Here is an 18901-nt window from a genome sequence, read left to right on the forward strand (position 1 = left end):
TGTAATCAGGAGGGAAATCTTTGTCAACCCGTGGTTGTAGCGGGTAGGGGAAATTCATTTTCCGCTCGAGTCGTGATAATCATCCATGGATGAGTCCATCGACCGATGTTCCCCCTCGCTATCGCGAAGTACCGTCGATAGACCGTTTGATCACCGACGATGTGTTCCATTCCGAGGAGCAGAGAACGCAATGCGTATCCTCACGTTGTCCCGGGAATGCACCCTCGACGATGAAGGACATGGCACGCCCGCGCACGCGCTGGCAACGGAGTTGCGCAGGCTGGGGCACGAAGTCGCCGTGCTGCAGGGCGATGCGGCCTCCGCCGCCCCGGACGCGCAGCCGGCGGGCGCCTTCTTCACGGGCCGGTGGCTGCCCGATCTGGTGCACGCGCTGGATATGCGGATCGGCCCGGCGGCCGCGCGGCTCGCGGACGCGGCCGGTGTCCCGCTGGTGGTCAGCGTGCCCGCGGCAGACGAGCACACCGGATCATTCGGCGCCGTCGACCCGATGCGGCGCGCGCTCGCGCACCGCGCCGACCTGCTGATCGCGTGCTCGTCTGCCGAGCGGCAGGAAATCGCCGCGGCCTATCGGCTGGATCCGGCCGCGATCGAGGTCCTCCCCGACGGCGTCGACGTGCGGGTCTGGCACAAGATGCCGGTCGCGTCCGAATGGGCCCGGCAGCTGTACAACCCGGACAATTCCCCGCTGCTGCTCACCTTCGACACGCTGGAGCAGACGACCGGCGTCCAGGATCTCCTATCGGCACTGCCGCTGATCCGCAACGCGCATCCGGGCACCCGGCTGGTGGTGGCGGGCGACGGCAGTTACCGGGGAATACTGTCCGAACAGGTGCGGCGGAGCGGTCTCGCGGCGGTGACAACCTTCGTCGGCGACCTGAACCTGCCCGACCTGCGGGCCGCTATCGGCGCCGCGGACGTCATCGTGCTGCCCCGATCGCCCGACCCGGCCGGATCGGCGGCGCTGTGGGCGGCCGCGGTCGGCACGCCGCTGGTCGCGGCGCGCTCCGGTGTGCTGGCCGAGGTGGTCGTCGACGGCCGCACCGGGCGGCTGTTCGGGCCGGGCAGCGTCGCCGAACTGTCCGCTGCGGTGTGTGCGGAACTCGACGATCCGGCGCTGGCGGAGGAACACGCCAAGGCGGCCAGAGCCAGGCTGGACGCCGAATTCAGCTGGCGCGCGGTCGCCGAACGCGCGGCCGGGTTGTATAGCGCCACGGTGCGCCGGAACCATAAGGGACGGTAGGGGTATCCACGGCACCGGCCCGGTAAGTAGCGTCGGGAGTGAACCGCTGGGTCCACGCCGATGATGGGCAAGACAATGACGGGCAAATCCGCATTCATTTTTCCGGGCAAGGGAATTGTCCCTTACCGGGATATCCGGAAATTCCTGCTGCTCGATCCGATGGCTCGGCGCAGACTCGCCATTGCCGACGAGGTGGTCGGCTATCGGGTATTGAACCGGTACAGCGAGGACGACGACCACTCCGAGGCCGCGCAAGTGGCATTCATGGTCGCCTGCGTCGCGCTCGCCGACTGGATCTCGGAAACGTCCGGTATCGATCCGGTGACATGTGTCGGGCCGAGTTTCGGACAGCGGGCATTGACCGCATATGCCGAAATTCTGCCGTTTCCGGAAGCGGTGCGGCTCACGGCCGAATTGGCCCGGGCCGAGCAGGATTATTTCGCGAAGTCGTATACCGACGCGGTCACCCATTGTTTCGTCCGCGTTCCCGAGGACGGCTGGCGGCAGGCGCTCGCCGAGCTGACGGCGGCCGGGAAGTGGTCCGAGCTCTCGGCCATCGTGGACGAGGGGTTCTATTTCATATCGGTGCGTGAGCCGGATCTGCCCTGGCTGGTGGACCGGGTGCGCGCCGCGGGCGGGTATTCGATGGGCACGATGCGCCCGGCCGTACACGCCAGATCCTTTACCGAACTGCGGCACCGCATGAGCGCCGTGCTGGCCGATTTCGAGCTGTCCGCACCGCGACTGCCGGTGCTCGCCGACCAGGACGGCGCGACGGTGGAGACCACGGCGGCCGCGTACACCATGCTGCTGGACGGTTTCGACCAACCCATCAACTGGCCGAAGGTGGTCGGCGCGTTGGCCGAGCAGGATGTGCGCAGCCTGTATTTTCTGGGGCCGGACAAGCTTTTCCACCGGGTCGACTGTGTGCGCAGGGCGTTCGACGTCACGCATATCGACGTCACGACGCCACTGCGACCGCAGGCCTAGGGCGTCCGGTACCCAACTACCACGTCTCATCGAAGCGCGGTGTGCCGCCGGGGCGGCGTGATACCAGATGCGGTGCCGGGCAGCCGTTTTCGGCGCCCGGCACTGCCGTCGTCTCAGCCGCGGGCGAGCCAGTCCCTGACGAGTTCCGCGGTGCTGTGCGCATGCCTGCCGAGCATGCTGAAGTGGTCGCCGGGCGTGTCCAGCACGCTGTGCGGCAGCGGCCAGCTCGCCCGCTCCGCCATGCCCGGCAGTGATTCGCTCGCCCGCACCAGCAGGGTCGGCGCCTGTATCGCGGTCGGCCGCCAATCGTCGAAGAGCCTGAAGTAGGTGGTCATCGCCATCAGCCGCGCGTCGGTGATCAGGCCGAAGCGGCCGTCCCCGTCGGACATCGCGTCGCCCAGCCTGCCCTCGATACCGGAGAACGAGGCGGCGTTCATCGGATAGGTGTCCAACAGGATCAACGCAGACACCGGGTTGCCGTCGCGCTCCATGCGCGCTGCGAGTTCGTTCGCCACCGGCCCGCCCGAGGAGTGCGCCAGCAGCACCGGCGGTTCTCCGGCGGCCAGTTCCAGCAACGGGCCGATCTGGGCCTCGACCAGCGCGGCAACGCTTTCCGGCAGGGCCTCGTCCGCCTCGAATCCGGGGAGCGTCAGCGACGATACGTTCCGGTGGTCGCGGAACGCGGCGGCGAATCGGGCGTAATCCCGCGGACCGGACATCGCGAGCATGGCTGGCACACAGACCACGCCCGGTCCTTCGTCGCCGCGCGCCATACGGACGATCTCCGGACGCTGCCGCGCCGCGGCCGCGATATCGAACAACGGCCGGAAGCGCGCGGCGGCGGTGATCGACGCGACCAGTTCGGCCACCGCGCCGAGCTCGGCGGCCTTGGCGAACAGCGGGGCGAATGTGCCTGAGGATCCGCGCTCGGCGGGCGCGTCCGCCGAGCCGCCGATGACGCGGTCCAGCTCCGTACCCAGGTGCGCGGCCAGCGCGGCGACGGTCGGATTATCGAATACCGCCGTGCTGCCCAGCCGGACGCCGGTGGCCTGGTACAGCCGGTTGCGCAGATCCAATGCGGCCAGCGAATCGACACCGAGCTCGAATATCACCGTGTCGCGGCCGATCGCACCGTTGTCGGCGTGCCCGAGCACCGCGGCGAGTTGGGTGGTGACCAGGTCGAGCAGTGCCTTGCCACGGTCCGGTGCGGGCAGTGCGGCGAGCCGGGCGCGCACGCCCGCCGGATCGCCCGCGGTCGCGGCGGTCTGCCGCCGGATCAGCCCGCGCAACAGCGGCGGAATCGACGCGTCCGGGTCGGCGCCGAGCACCTTGCGCAGGCGGGCGAGGTCGAGCCGCATCGCCACTGGGATGTCCACACCGCTGTCCAGTGCGGCGTCGAACAGTGCCATGGCCTCCGGGCCGGACAGCGCGATCATGCCCGAGGCCGCGAGCGCACCGACATTCGCGTTCCGGGTCATCTCGCTGGTTTGCGCCCATAAGCCCCATGCGATGGACACGCCCTGCCCGCCCCGGGCGCGGCGAGTGCGGATCAGGCCGTCGACGAATCCGTTCGCGGCGGCATACGCGGACTGTCCCGGATTACCGAAAATCCCTGCCGCCGAAGAGAATGCGATCAGCGGCACCGTGCCCGGCAGCAGCTCGTCCAGGTGCGCCAGGCCATCCACCTTGGCGGCGAGCGTGGTGTCCAAGTGCTCCGCGGTGATGGTTTCCACCGTGCCGTCTCGCAGCGCGGCGGCCGCGTGCACCACCGCCGCGACAGGGTATTCGGACAACAGTTCCGACAATGCGGCACGATCGGCGACGTCGCAGGCGACCGCGTGCACCGTCGCGCCGAGTTCGGTGAGCTCGGCCACCAGAGCATCGGCTCCCTCGGCCCGCGCACCCCGGCGCGAAACGAGCAGCACTCGATGGGCGCCGTACTCGGCTACCAGATGCCGCGCGGTCGCGGCACCGACCACGCCGAACGCACCCGTGACGAGCAGCCAACCGGCCGCCACGGCGCTGCGCAGCGAGACCGGCTCGGCGGACCGGCCGGATACCCTGGCCAATCGAGCGGCGTGCGGGACGCCGTCGCGGAACCAGAGCTGCTCCTCGTCGGTGGTGAGCGCCGCGGACAGGTTGTCGGGCACGCTCTCGCCGATCGTCAGCACCAGGAATCGGCCCGGATGTTCGGCCTGCACCGAACGCAGTAGGGCGCAGGCTGCGGCGGTCACCGGGTCGTCGCCGGTTTCGTCGCGGAAAACCAGCACCAGGCGAGAATTGGCGAGCCGGTCGTCGGACAGCCAGGCGCGGAGGCGGTCGAGCAGCACGCCGAGCACGGCACGCACCGCGCCGGCGGTATCGCAGCACACCAGCACATTGGACGGAATATCTTGCGCGCCAATATCTTCCATGGTGTCAATGGACCGGCCGCCGAGACCGAACAGATCTGCGCCGAGCACAACGAAGTCATCGACGGGCTGTCCGATGCGGACCGGGGTCCAATCGATCCGGAACAGCTGGCCGCGGGTGATCGCCCCGGTGTCCATCGCGCGGAGCGCGAGCCGCTCGACCGAGAGTACGGGGTGGTTGTATTCGTCTGTCGCGGTGATGGATACGGCGTTTTCGCCCGCCGGGCTGATTCGGCAACGCAGGCTGGTCGTCCGAGTCGCGTTCAGCCGCACACCGTTCCAGGCGAATGGTAGATGCGGTTGCGCGGAGTTGGCGGTGAATTCGCCGAAGGCTATGCCGTGCAGGATCGCATCGAGCAGAGCCGGATGAGCGGTGAACCCGCCGGGCTCGATGCCATCGGGTAGTCCGACCTCGACCCAGACCTGGTCGTCGTGCCGCCAGGCGGCTCGCAGACCTTGGAAGACTGGACCGTATTCCAGACCCGCAGCGGCGAAACCGTCATACAAGCCAACGACATCCACCGTCTCGGCTCCCGATGGCGGCCACTCCAATGCAGCGTCGACTCCATCCATCGCGCCGTTTCCGGTGATGTCGGTCGCAGTGGTCAAGGTGCCGGTGGCATGGGTGGTCCAATCACCGTCGTCACCGGCGGGGCGGGTGTGTATCGCCACCACGGCCGAGTCGGCTTCGATCAAACCGGCCTCGGCCGTGGCGGATTCGGCTGGGTCCTGGCCGATGACCACCCGGACGTCCAACGGCGCGTCGGTGGGGACGATCACGGGAAGCTGTAACATCAACTCCGACAACACATTCCATCCCAGCTGCCGGGCCGCGGTCATTACCCATTCGAGCAGTCCGGTGCCGGGGATCACTGCCGATCCGGCCACGGTGTGGTCTGACCACCAGGGCTGTCTGGTCAGGTTCAGCTGACCGGTCAACACCGTAATCGGAAGTGTGCCGGGCACTTCCACTACGGCACCCAATACCGGATGGGTCAACATCTGCTGACCGACCTGACGAACATCGCCGCCGGTATTTCCGCGCTGCACCCAGTAGCGGCGGCGGTCGAAGGCGTAGGTGGGCAGGATGTGTGCTGGGATCGGTTCGACCTTGGGGATCAGCGTGTCCCATCGGACCGGGAGGCCGTGTGTCCATGCCTGTGCTGCCGATCGCATGAAGCCAGCGGTGCTGGGTTGGTCGCGACGGAGGGTTTCGATTGCCACACCGGCGATTTGCTCGGCCTCGAAGGTGTCGATGATCGCGGTGGTCAGTACCGGATGCGGGGTGATCTCCATGAAACGCGTGAAACCCTGGCTCACCAGAGAGTGAACAGCGTCGTGGAAGCGCACGGTGGATCGGAGATTGTCCACCCAATAGGCGGCATCCAGCTTCGCACCGGTCACCCAATCATCGGTAACCGTCGACCACATCGGGATTTCGCCCTCGCCAGCGGTAATCCCGGCAAGATCTGTGAGTAGCCGGTCCCGGATCGTATCGACCTGCGGAGAATGCGAGGCATAGTCGACCGGGAGCCAGCGAGCCCGCAGGCCTTCGGCCTCAGCCGCAATCACCAACTCCGCCAACGCATCCCGATCTCCCGAGACCACCGTGGCACCGGGGCCGTTGACCACCGCCACCGCCACCCGATCCGACCACCGTGCTGTCAGCTCCTGCACACGCTGCGCCCCCGCCGCGATCGATACCATGCCACCACGGCCCGACAACTCCTCGGCGATCACCCGACTCCGCGCAACCACCAACCAGAACGCATCCCGCAGCGTGAGCATCCCCGCCACATGCGCCGCGGCGATCTCGCCCTGCGAATGCCCCACCACCACATCAGGATTCACACCGATGGCCTGCCAGGTTCGCGCCAGGCCCACCATCACCGCGAACAGCACCGGCTGTACTACATCGACCCGACCCAACAACGCCTCGTCGATCAGCGCCTCCGAGACGGACACCCCGCGCCACTCCCGCAGCAACTCATCGCACTCGGCGATGGTATCGGCGAACACCGGACAGGTCTCGAGCAACTCACGACCCATCCCGGTCCACTGACTCCCCTGACCCGCGAACACCCACACCACACGACCCGACACCACCGAACCCGAAACCGGCTCAGCCAACACCGAATTCAGTCCATCGGCAACCGAATCACCATCAACGGGAACCAAAGCCACCGCACGCGAATCCAACCCAGCACGACGCAGCAATGCCCGCGCCACCGCGGCCGCATCCAATCCGTCCTGTTCGGCACTCCACTGCGACAGCGCAGCCAATTGACCCCGCAATGCCGCCTCGCCACGCGCCGATACCGGCCACGGCACCACCGACGCCCGCACTACCAGCCCGCCGTCGCCGACCGGCTCCGGAACAAGCTCCGACCCGGGCTCCGGGTCAGGTGCCTGCTCCAAGATCACGTGCGCATTGGTACCACTGATCCCGAACGACGAAATACCCACTCGCCGGGGATGATCCGTCTCCGGCCACGCCCGCGCCTCGGTCAACAACGACACCGCACCCGACGACCAATCCACATGCGAGGACGGCGAATCCACATGCAACGTCTTCGGCAACACCCCAAACCGCATCGCCTGCACCATTTTGATAATGCCGCCCACGCCCGCTGCGGCCTGCGTGTGGCCGATATTGGATTTCAGCGATCCCAACCACAACGGGCGACTCGGATCTCGTTCCCTGCCATAGGTGGCCAACAACGCTTGCGCCTCGATCGGATCACCCAAAGACGTTCCGGTGCCGTGGCCTTCGACCGCGTCGACTTCCGACGGACCAAGACCGGCCGCGGCTAGCGCCGCCCGGATCACCCGCTGCTGCGACGGACCATTCGGCGCGGTCAAACCATTCGACGCACCATCCTGATTCACCGCCGAACCACGCACCACCGCCAACACCGGATGTCCGAGCCGCTGCGCATCCGACAATCGCTCCACCAACAGCAACCCGACGCCCTCGGCCCACGTCGTACCGTCCGCGGCCGCCGCGAACGCCTTGCATCGGCCGTCGGGCGCAGTGCCACCCTGCCTTGCGAATTCGACGAATGCGACCGGGCTGAACATGACCGCCACGCCCCCGGCCAGCGCCAGATCGCATTCCCCGTTGCGCAATGCCTGCACGGCCATATGCAATGTCACCAGCGATGACGAACACGCGGTATCGATCGTGACCGCCGGACCCTCCAAACCGAACACGTACGAAATCCGGCCCGAGGCCACACTTCCCGACGTCCCGGTGCTCAAGTAACCGCTGATCTCGGCGGGGATCTTGTCCGCTCCGGAGACATAGTCGTGATACATCAGCCCGGCGAAGACGCCGGTTCGACTGCCCCGCAACGAAGTCGGATCCAGCCCTGCCCGCTCGAACACCTCCCACGCCGTCTCCAGCAGCAACCGCTGCTGCGGATCCATCGCCAGCGCCTCACGCGGCGAGATACCGAACGCGCCCGCGTCGAAATCGGCTACGCCGTCGAGGAATCCGCCGAGCGGCGATTCGGCGCTTTCCGGTAGATCGCCCTCGAAGAGGCCGGACAGATCGGCGTCACGATCGTCCGGGAATCTGGAGATGGCGTCTCGGCCCTCGGATACCAACTGCCACAGGTCTTCTGGCGAGCGCACCCCGCCCGGGTAGCGACAGCCCATCGCCACGATGGCGATCGGCTCGGTGCTCTTCGCCTCCACATCGCGCAATTGCTGCCGGGTCCGGTGCAGATCGGCGGTCACCTGCTTCAGGAAATATCTGAGCTTTTCTTCGTTGCCCGCACCGCGTTCGGTTTTCTGTTCGGTCATGAGATTCCCAGCTCCTTGCCAATGAACTCGAACATCTCCTCGTCGGAGGCGGAATCCAGGCGTTCCCCCAGGTTTTCCGCGCCATCCGCGTCGGATACCAATATCGACAGCGCGTGCTGCAGCTGCTTGCGGAGTTGTCCGGCGGTTTCGGCGTCCGGTCGATTCGCGGACAGCCGCGCGATCAGCCGCTCCATGTCGGCGAGCACACCACCGGCCGCGTCCGGTTCCGTGGCCAACTCCCCGATCAGGAAGTCCGCGACGGCGGCCGAATTCGGATAGTCGAAGACCAAGGTGGTCGGCAGCGGCACTCCGGCGGCGGCGACGAGCTGGTTGCGCAGTTCGACCGCGGCGAGCGAGTCGAACCCGAGCTCGGTGAACGCCTGCTCCGGTCCGATATTCGCGGCGGCCGCATGCCCGAGCACGGCGGCGACCCGCCCCCGGACGAATTCGAGCATGATCGCCGCGCGTTCCTCGTCGCCGGCCTCGGCCAGTCGCTGCCGCAACTCCGCGTGCCCGGCCCGCGCATGCGGGATCGGCGCGCGAACCAGCCCGCGCAGCAGCGGCGGGATTCCGCCCGGCCCGGCCGCGGCGAGCACGGCGCCGACATTCAGGCCGACCGGGAGCAGCAGCGGTTCAGCACCGGACAGCGCCAGGTCGAGCAGCTCCAAACCGTCCGCATCGGACAGCGCGCGGACGCCGGATGCGCTCATCCTGGCCTGTGCCCGGTCGTCGAGCTCTGCGCCGAGGCCCGCCTCCCACAGGCCCCAGGCCAGCGAAAGGGTCGGCCGGCCCGCGGCGTGCCTGCGCTGCGCGAAGGCGTCCAGGAAGGCGTTGGCCGCGGCGTAGTTCGCCTGGCCGGGATTGCCGAATGTGCCTGCGGCGGAAGAGAACAGCACGAGCTGCGTGCCTTCGTCGACGAGCTCGTCGAGGTTCAGCGCCGCATCGACCTTGGGCCGGAGCACGCGGTCGAGCCGTTGCGCGGTCAGCTGCGTGACGGTGCAGTCGTCGAGTACGCCCGCGGTGTGTACGACGGCGGTGATCTCGTGGCCGGCCAGCAGACCGGCGAGCGCGTCTCGATCGGCCACGTCACAGGCGGCCATCGTCACCTCGGCGCCCAGCTCGGCGAGCTCCGTCCGCAACTGTTCGGCGCCCGGCGCGTCCGGACCTCGTCGGCTCGCCAGCACCAGCGACCGTGCACCGTGCGCGGTGATCAGATGTCGCGCCACCGCGGCGCCCAAGGTGCCGGTGGCGCCCGTCACCAGTACCGTGCCCTCGGCTCGCAGACCGGACCCGGCGGGGCGGACTCGCGCCCGCGTCAACCGCGGCGCCGACACGATACCGTCGCGGACCGCGAGTTCGGGTTCGTCGCTCGCCAATGCCGTTGGCAGCATGGACGTGTCGGTGATATCGGCCAGGACGAAGCGGCCCGGATGCTCCGACTGGGCGGAGCGGACCAGACCCCATACCGCGGCCTGCGCCGGATCGGGCGATTCGACGGCCACCGCGCCCTGGGTGACCAGCACCATCCTGCTGTCGGCGAACCGATCGTCGGCCAGCCAGGTGCGCACCAGCTCGAGTGCCCGGTGTACGTAATCGGCTTGCGGCACACCGGATTCGGGCTGACACGAGACGAGCACGACCTCCGGGACCACGCCGGACTCCGCGAGATCCGACAGCGTGGCATGGTGTTCGCCCGTGGCGGGGAGCAGTGCCGATTCGTCCGATCCGACCACGGCCCACGTGGGTGTCGGACCTGCCGGTCCGGTCGGCACGGGCACCCATTCCAGGGCGAACATCGACCGGTGGCCGCCGTCGGCGCGGGCGAGTTGGTCGGCGCTGACCGCGCGGAATTCGAGCATGCCGATTTCGAGTAGCGGGCTTCCGTTGTCGTCGAACAGGCTCATGGACACCGCATCCGGCCCGGCCGGTGTGATCCGCAGCCGGGCCCGGGTGGCTCCGCCGGCGTGCAGGCGAACATCCGACCAGGCGAACGGCAGCCGCACCGCATCCGTCGCGGCCTCCATGAACCCCCCGAGCGCAATGGCGTGCAGCGCCGAGTCGACCAGCGCCGGATGCATACCGAATCCCGTTGCGCCCTCGTAATTTTCGGGCAGCGCGAGCTCGGCCAGCACATCCGAACCGGCGCGCCATGCCGCGCGCAGGCACTGGAACAGCGGCCCGTACTCCAGGCCGGTCGCCGCGAGCTCGGTGTAGAGATCCGCGAGATCGAGCGGTTCGGCGGTATCGGTGTGCCACGACGGCACCGGAGCGGGTTCGATCGATTCCGGGGCGAGCACTCCGCTCGCGTGCCGCAGCCACGATTGCGGCTCGTCCGCATCCGCGCCGTCGGATCTGCTGTGCACCAACACCTGCCGCCGCCCGTCCGCATCCGGCGTCGCCACGGTGACGTGCATGTCGACCGGGTCGTCACCGAGCACCAGCGGCAGTTCCAGGGTGAGTCCGGCGATCACCGGGCAACCGACCTGCGCTCCGGCATGGCGGGCGAGCTCGATGAATGCGGTGCCGGGGAGCAGCACGGTGCCGTGCACCGCGTGCTCGGCCAGCCACGAATGGGTGCGCAGCGACAGTCGGCCGGTGAACACCGTCTCGCCACTGCCCGGCAGCACCAGCTGCGCACCCAGCAATGGATGCCCCGCCGCGCGCTGACCGAACCCGGCGGGATCGCCTCCGGCGGAGACACCTTCGAGCCAATAGCGGGTGTGTTGGAAGGCGTATGTCGGGAGTTCCACGGTTTGTGACCGGTCGCCGCCGATAACCGCCGACATATCGACGTCGACGCCATCTGTCCAGAGTGCCGTGGCCGCCGTAATCGCCGTCATAGTTTCGTCGCGGTCGGCCCGCAGCACCGGTACCGATACCGCGTTCGCATCCGAAACACTTTCTGCGGCAAGGGCGGTCAGCACGGAGTCCGGGCCGAGTTCGACAAACCTTGTCACACCGAGACTTTCGGCCTCGCGTACCGCATCGGCGAACCGCACCGGTTCCCGAACCTGCCCCACCCAATAGCGAGGATCAGCCACCTCAGCCGACGAACCGGTTACCGTGGACACGAACGAAATCCGCGGCTCAGCGAACTCCAGCGACCCGGCCACCTCAGCGAACGACTCCAGCATCGGCTCCATCCGCGCCGAATGAAACGCATGACTCACCGCAAGAGACTTGGTCCGACGACCTTGCCCCGCGAACACTGCCGCGATCCGATTCACCGGCTCCTCATCACCGGAAATCACCACCCCCGCAGGAGAATTCACCGCCGCAAGCGACACACCCGCTACCAGCAACGGCACCACCTCCACCTCGGCAGCCTGAATCGCCACCATCGCCCCACCCTCGGGAAGCCGCTGCATCAACCGACCCCGCGCAGCCACCAAAGCCACCGCATCCCGCATCGACAACACACCAGCCACATACGCCGCAGCGAACTCCCCGATCGAATGCCCGATCACCACATCCGCCGTTATCTCCCACGACCGCAGCAACTCGAACAACGCCACCTCGACCGCGAAAATCGCACACTGCGCAAACTCGGTACGGCCCAATGCTTCTGGGTCGGAATCGATCACCTCCCGCAACGGACGATCCAAATGCTTGTCGAATTCGGCACACACCTCATCGAAGGCACTCGCAAAGACCGGGAACGCCTTGGACAGTTCTCGGCCCATACCCACACGCTGACTGCCCTGACCGGTGAAGAGAAAAGCCAGCTTGCCGTCCGAACCGGTCGAACGTGTCGGAATCGTGCCGTCGGCGATCGCCGAGATACCCTCGCGCAGTTGCGTTTCGGTGCCGACTACCGCCGCACGCCAGCCGAATGCCGTCCGCGTGGTCGCCAACGACCATGCCACCTGCGCTGCCGATATCTCCGGTTCGGCCATCAACCAATCTCGCAACCGCGCCGCCTGCGCCGCCACCGCCGCGGCCGACCGACCCGACACCAGCCACGGCAACACCCGATCGGCACCGCCGGTTGGTTGTACCGGTTCGGAAGCCGGTTCCGGTTCGGGAGCCTGCTCCAGGATCACGTGTGCGTTCGTCCCACTGATCCCGAATGACGAAACAGCCGCTCGCCGTGGACGATTCGTCTCCGGCCACGGTTGGGCCTCGGTCAACAACGACACCGCGCCCGACGACCAATCCACATGCGAGGACGGCGAATCCACATGCAACGTCTTCGGCAACACCCCAAACCGCATCGCCTGCACCATCTTGATAATGCCGCCGACACCCGCCGCAGCCTGAGCATGCCCGATATTGGATTTCAACGAGCCCAACCACAACGGATGATCGGCACTCCGGTCCTTTCCATAGGTGGCCAATAGGGCTTGCGCCTCGATCGGATCACCCAAAGACGTTCCGGTGCCGTGCCCTTCGACCGCATCCACCTCCGACGCCGCCAGACCAGCGGCGGCCAACGCAGCCCGGATCACCCGCTGCTGCGACGGACCATTCGGCGCGGTCAAACCATTCGACGCACCATCCTGATTCACCGCCGAACCACGCACCACCGCCAATATCGGATGACCATTCGCGCGCGCGTCCGATAGCCGCTCGACCAAGAGCATGCCAACGCCCTCGGCCCATGAAGTCCCGTCCGCATCGTCGGAAAACGACTTGCACCGACCATCTGCCGCCAAACCGCGCTGCCGCGAAAAGTCCACGAACGTATCCGGCGTCGCCATCACCGTCACCCCGCCCGCCAACGCCAAATCACATTCACCGCTACGCAACGATTGCACCGCCAAATGCAACCCCACCAACGACGACGAACACGCCGTATCCACCGTCACCGCCGGCCCCTCCAACCCGAAGACATACGCCAACCGGCCCGACACCACACTCCCCGAATTACCCACCCCCAAATAACCCTCCACATCCTCCGGAACCGCACCCAACCGCGACGCATAATCGTGGTACATCACCCCGGCGAATACGCCGGTTCGACTGCCCCGCAACGAAGTTGGATCCAACCCGGCCCGCTCGAACGTCTCCCACGAAACCTCCAGCAACAACCGCTGCTGCGGGTCCATCGCCAACGCCTCCCGCGGCGAGACCCGAAAGAACTCCGCATCGAAACCGGCAGCCTGGTCCAAGAACCCGCCATGCCGCGTATAACTCCGCCCCGGCCTACCCGGCACCGGATCGAACAGCCCCTCCACATCCCACCCACGATCATCCGGAAATTCCGAAATACCTTCCCGCCCCTCCGAAACCAAACCCCACAAACCCTCCGGCGACCACACACCACCCGGAAAACGACAACCCATACCCACAATCGCAATAGGCTCGTCCGATACCGCGGTCGTAGTGGTCACCGCCGTGGGCCGAGCGGTGTCCCGCAATTCCGCCAATAAATGCCGAGCCAGGTCCACCGGGGTCGGATAGTCGAATACCAGGGTCGAGGGCAGCCGCAGCCCGGTGCCGGTCTGCAGCGCGGTGCGCAGTTCCAGCGCGGCCAGCGAATCGAATCCGAGTTCCTGGAAGCTGCGATCCGCGGCCACCGCCGCCGCCCCCGCATGCCCCAGCACTCCGGCGACCTGCCCGCACACCAGGTCCAGCACGACCCGCAGTGCCTCGGTCTCGTCGGCCGCGGCGATCAGTCCGCGCAGCCGACCCGCACCACCGGATCCGGCGGCGGTCCGGCGCGACGATGCCGGAATCAGGCCACGAAACAGCGGCGGCACCTGATCGCCGAACCTCGACCGCAGCCCCGGCAGCTCCAACTTCACCGGAAGTGCCACGGCCATACCGGAATTCATCACCGTGTCCAGCAGGCGCAGCCCCTCGTCGACGGACAGCGCGGCCACACCGGACCGGTGGCCGTCCGCGCCCATACCGGTTTCGGTTTCCCACAATCCCCATGCCAGCGACACCGCGGGCAGCCCATGGGCGCGGCGATGCTGTGCCAAACCGTCCAGAAACGCGTTGGCCGCCGCATAGTTCGCCTGTCCCGGACTGCCCAAAGTGCCTGCCGCCGAGGAGAACAGCACGAATTCCGCCTGCGGGCACAGCTCGTGCAGGTGCCACGCCGCCACCGCTTTGGCCCGCAGCACCGAGTCGAGCCGCTCCGGCGACATCGACTCGATCACACCGTCGTCCAGCACACCGGCCGCATGCACCACGGTGGTCACGGTCTCCCCGGCGATCGCTCGGCCGAGCGCGTCCCGGTCGGCCACATCGCAGGCGACCAGGCGCACCTCCGCACCGAGGGCGGTCAATCGAGCGGCCAATTCCTTTGCCTCCGGCGCTCGTTCACCGCGTCGGGACAGCAGCAGCAATCGCCGGGCGCCGTGCGCGGTGACCAGATGTTCGGACACGTGCGCGCCCAGTGCACCGGTGCCACCCGTGATCACGACCGTGCCGTCGAGCGGTGCCGTCTCGGCGGTCGCGACGGCGCGCACCCTGGCCAACCGCGGCACCCACACCATGCCGTCACGCGCGGCGAGCTCCGTTTCGCCGAACCCGATCAAACGCTGCCACTCGCCCGCCTCAGCACCGTCGACCAGCACGAACCGGCCGGGATGCTCCGACTCCGCCGACCGCACCAGACCCCACACCGCGGCCTGCGCCGGATCGACGTCCGCACCATCGACCGATACCGCGCCTTCGGTCAGCATCACCAGCCGGGAATCGGCGAACTCCTTGCGCGCCAACCACTCTCGCACCCACTCCAAGACCTGGCCGGTGACCGTCCGCACCGGACCCGCCGGGCACCGAACACCCACCGCGGCCGGTACCGCACCGGTCAGCCGATCCAGCCCGGTGCACTCCACGGCATCCGACGCCGCCGCATCGATACTCGGCAACCGGATCCACTCCACCCGGTACAGCGTGTCCTGGGCGCGGGTGAACTGGTCGGCCGCCACGGGCCGCACCGCCAGCGCACCGACCGACGCCACGGGCGCACCGTCCGCATCGAAAAGGTCCACCGCCAAGGCATTTTCGCCGCGCGGGCGCAGCCGTACTCGGGCGGCGCGCACGCCGGCCGTGTGCACGGCCACCGCCGTCCAAGAGAACGGCAACCGGATCTGCTCGTCGGCGGCGAGCAGCGACATCGGGTGCAGTGCGGCGTCCAGCAGGGCCGGATGCACGCCGAACGCACCGACATCCGTACCTTCGTCGAGTTCGATCTCGGCGAAAAGCTCTGCACCACTGTGCCATACGGCCGTCACACCGCGAAAGACCGGACCGTAATCCAGACCGGCGACCGCGAGTTCGGCGTACAGGTCGTCCGTGGGGAGTTGGGTGGCACCCTGCGGGGGCCAACTGGTTGGCCCGGCAGCGGGCCGCTGGATCGCCGGATCGAGTCGACCGGTGGCGTGCCGGAACCACTCGTCATCTTCGGATTCCTCGCGGGAATAGAAGGCGATAGGCCGGGCGCCGTCCTCTTCCGGCACACCCACCACGATCTGCAGTTGCCGACCGCCCTGCTCCGGCAACACCACCGGCGCCTCCACCGTCAGCTCGCCCACCGCCGGGCAGCCGAGCCGCCCTCCGGCATGGAGGGCGAGTTCGACGAATGCGGTGCCCGGGAGCACCGCGGTGCCGTGCACGGCATGCTGGGCCAGCCACGACTGAATGCTCGGTGACAACCGGCCGGTGAACACCGTCTCGCCGCTGCCCGGCAGCACCAGCTGCGCACCCAGCAATGGATGCTCGGCCGGGCACTGGCCCAGCCCAGCCGGATCACCGCCGCCGGAAACACCCTCGAGCCAGAAACGGTTGTGCTGGAAAGGATATGTCGGCAAATCGATCCGCCGCGCGGTGGGCACCAATGCCCGCATATCGAGTTCGGTGCCGTCGGCCCACAATGCCGTGGCCGCCGATATCGCCGTTACCGCCTCATCGCGATCGGCCCGCAGCACCGGAACCATTATCACGTTCTCACTCGAAACACAATCTGCCGCAAGAGCACTCAATACCGCATCCGGACCGAGCTCGACAAACCTTGTCACACCGAGACTTTCGGCTCGGCGTACCGCATCGGCGAACCGCACCGGCTCCCGAACCTGCCCCACCCAATAACCCGGCCCGGCCACATCGACCGAATCGTCACCAGTCACCGTGGACACGAATGAAATCCGTGGCTCAGCGAACTCCATCGACCCGGCCACCTCAGCGAACGACTCCAGCATCGGCTCCATCCGCGCCGAATGAAACGCATGACTAACGGCGAGGGCCTTGGTCCGGCGACCTTGCTCGGCGAACACCGCCGCGATCCGGCCAACCGGCTCCTCATCACCGGAAATCACCACCCCCGCAGGAGAATTCACCGCTGCAAGCGACACGCCTGCCTCCAGCAGCGGCAGCACCTCCGCCTCGGCAGCCTGGATCGCCACCATCGCCCCACCCTCAGGAAGCCGCTGCATCAACCTACCCGCGCAGCCACCAAAGCCACCGCATCCGACAACGACAACACACCAGCCGCATACGCCGCAGCAAACTCCCCGATCGAATGCCCAACCACCACATCCGCCGCAATCCCCCACGACCCCAACAACTCGAACAACCCCACCTCGACCGCAAAAATCCCACACTGCGCAAACTCCGTACGACCCAACGCTTCCAGGTCCGAATCGATCACTTCGCGCAATGGACGGTCCAAGTGCTTGTCGAACTCGGCACACACCTCATCGAAGGCCTGGGCGAAAACCGGAAACGCCTCGGACAGCTCCCGACCCATACCCACACGCTGACTACCCTGACCGGTGAACAAGAAGGCTGTCTTGCCAACAGAACGGCTGATCCCGCGTACCACGCGCGCGTCACGACCGCCCGAGACCAAAGTATCCAACCCGGACAGCAATTCGTCGCGCTCCAATGCGACCACGGCACTGCGGTGGGACAGCGATGTCCGGCTGGTCAGCAATGAATGCGCCGTATCCGCCACCGACATCTCGGGGTCGGCGATGAGGCGATCCCGGAGCCGAACAGCCAGCGCGGTGAGCGCGGCGTCCGAACCCGCGGACAGCACCACCGGCACCGGACGCTCCAGCGGCAACGGCTCGACAGGTTCCGGTTCGGGAGCCTGCTCCAAGATCACGTGCGCGTTCGTCCCACTGACGCCGAATGACGAAACAGCCGCTCGCCGTGGACGATTCGTCTCCGGCCACGCCCGCGCCTCGGTCAACAACGACACCGCACCCGACGACCAGTCCACATGCGACGACGGCGTAGTCACGTTCAGCGTCTTCGGCAACACCCCGTGCCGCATCGCCTGAACCATCTTGATAATGCCGCCCACACCCGCCGCAGCCTGAGCATGCCCGATATTGGACTTCAACGACCCCAACCACAACGGACGATCGGCGCTTCGTTCCCGTCCATAAGTCGCAAGCAAGGCCTGCGCCTCGATCGGATCACCCAACGTCGTCCCGGTCCCGTGCCCCTCCACGGCGTCGATTTCGCCGGACGAGAGCCGCGCGTTGGCCAGCGCCTGCCGGATCACTCGCTGCTGTGCAGGACCATTGGGCGCGCTGAGGCCACTGCTGGCGCCGTCTTGATTGACGGCCGAACCCCGCACCACGGCGACAATCGGATGGCCGAGCCGCCGCGCATCCGACAATCGCTCCACCAACAGCAATCCGGCGCCCTCCGACCACGTCGTGCCATCCGCGTCATCGGAAAACGACTTGCACCGACCATCCGCCGCCAACCCACGCTGCCGCGAAAAATCGACGAACGTATCCGGGGTACTCATCACCGTCACCCCGCCGGCCAACGCCAAATCGCATTCGCCGTCACGCAGCGATTGCGCGGCCAAATGCAACGCCACCAACGAGGACGAACACGCCGTATCCACCGTGACGGCAGGCCCTGCCAAACCGAACGTATATGCCAACCGGCCGGAAATCACACTGCCCGAATTGCCGACGCCCAGATAACCTTCGACGTCTTCGGGAACCGCGGTCAACCGCGAAGCATAGTCGTGGTACATCACCCCGGCGAAGACACCGGTTCGACTGCCCCGCAACGACTCCGGAGCAATCCCCGCCCGCTCGAACACCTCCCACGATGTCTCCAGCAAGAGCCGCTGCTGCGGATCCATCGCCAACGCCTCCCGCGGCGAAACCCGGAAGAACTCCGCATCGAAACCGGCCGCCTCATGCAGGAATCCGCCACGTCGCGTGTAACTGTGCCCCGGCTTTCCCGGCACCGGGTCGTATATCGACTCGACGTCCCAGCCACGATCAACCGGAAAATCCGAAATACCTTCCCGACCTTCGACCACCAACTCCCACAAACCCTCCGGCGACGACACCTCACCCGGAAAACGACAACCCATACCCACAATCGCAATAGGCTCGCCCGCGCGCTCCTCCATTTCGCGCAGCCGACGCCGGGTTTCCCGCAAATCCGCGGTCGCCCGCTTGAGGTAATCGAGCGTCTTCGCCTCGTCCGCCACTGAAAGTCA

Annotated in this window: 4 protein-coding genes and 1 pseudogene; 2 read left to right on the forward strand and 3 right to left on the reverse strand. The window is 67.2% G+C overall.

All coding sequences use genetic code 11. The features are described 5' to 3' along the window. The first annotated feature begins 190 nt into the window (after positions 1 to 190). Together F5544_RS32220 and F5544_RS32225 are read left to right on the forward strand one after the other, a co-directional pair. Entirely contained in the window at positions 191 to 1261 is a 1071-nt protein-coding gene (locus F5544_RS32220) for a glycosyltransferase family 4 protein (protein ID WP_167476674.1), read from the forward strand. Between the two features lie 60 nt (positions 1262 to 1321). Then, positions 1322 to 2251 carry an ACP S-malonyltransferase gene (locus F5544_RS32225; protein ID WP_167476675.1) on the forward strand — a complete coding sequence of 310 codons (930 nt, stop codon included), beginning with the start codon at positions 1322 to 1324 and terminating at the stop codon, positions 2249 to 2251. Positions 2252 to 2364: 113 nt separating this feature from the next. Here F5544_RS32225 and F5544_RS45860 read toward each other — a convergent pair whose 3' ends face one another. The 3 genes and pseudogenes from F5544_RS45860 to F5544_RS46695 form a co-directional block, all read right to left on the reverse strand. Further along, on the reverse strand, positions 2365 to 8469 hold the full coding sequence (locus F5544_RS45860) for a type I polyketide synthase (RefSeq protein WP_194252443.1): 6105 nt from the start codon (positions 8467 to 8469) through the stop codon (positions 2365 to 2367). Then, a complete protein-coding gene (locus F5544_RS46690) occupies positions 8466 to 16361 on the reverse strand; it encodes an SDR family NAD(P)-dependent oxidoreductase (protein WP_428847190.1) in 7896 nt (2631 codons plus the stop codon). The genes F5544_RS45860 and F5544_RS46690 overlap by 4 nt, the downstream gene beginning before the upstream one ends. An 18-nt stretch (positions 16362 to 16379) precedes the next feature. Continuing rightward, positions 16380 to 18892: pseudogene (locus F5544_RS46695) on the reverse strand (type I polyketide synthase); the annotation flags it as partial. Positions 18893 to 18901 lie beyond the last annotated feature (9 nt).

The organism is Nocardia arthritidis (genome assembly GCF_011801145.1).
Taxonomy (GTDB): domain Bacteria; phylum Actinomycetota; class Actinomycetes; order Mycobacteriales; family Mycobacteriaceae; genus Nocardia; species Nocardia arthritidis_A.

Bases quoted from the DNA above. Each gene is read 5' to 3' on its own strand.
- F5544_RS32220 (WP_167476674.1), top strand. From the start codon at position 191: ATGCGTATCCTCACGTTGTCCCGGGAATGCACCCTCGACGATGAAGGA.
- F5544_RS32225 (WP_167476675.1), top strand. From the start codon at position 1,322: ATGATGGGCAAGACAATGACGGGCAAATCCGCATTCATTTTTCCGGGC.
- F5544_RS45860 (WP_194252443.1), bottom strand. From the start codon at position 8,469: ATGACCGAACAGAAAACCGAACGCGGTGCGGGCAACGAAGAAAAGCTC.
- F5544_RS46690 (WP_428847190.1), bottom strand. From the start codon at position 16,361: ATGGTTCCGGTGCTGCGGGCCGATCGCGATGAGGCGGTAACGGCGATA.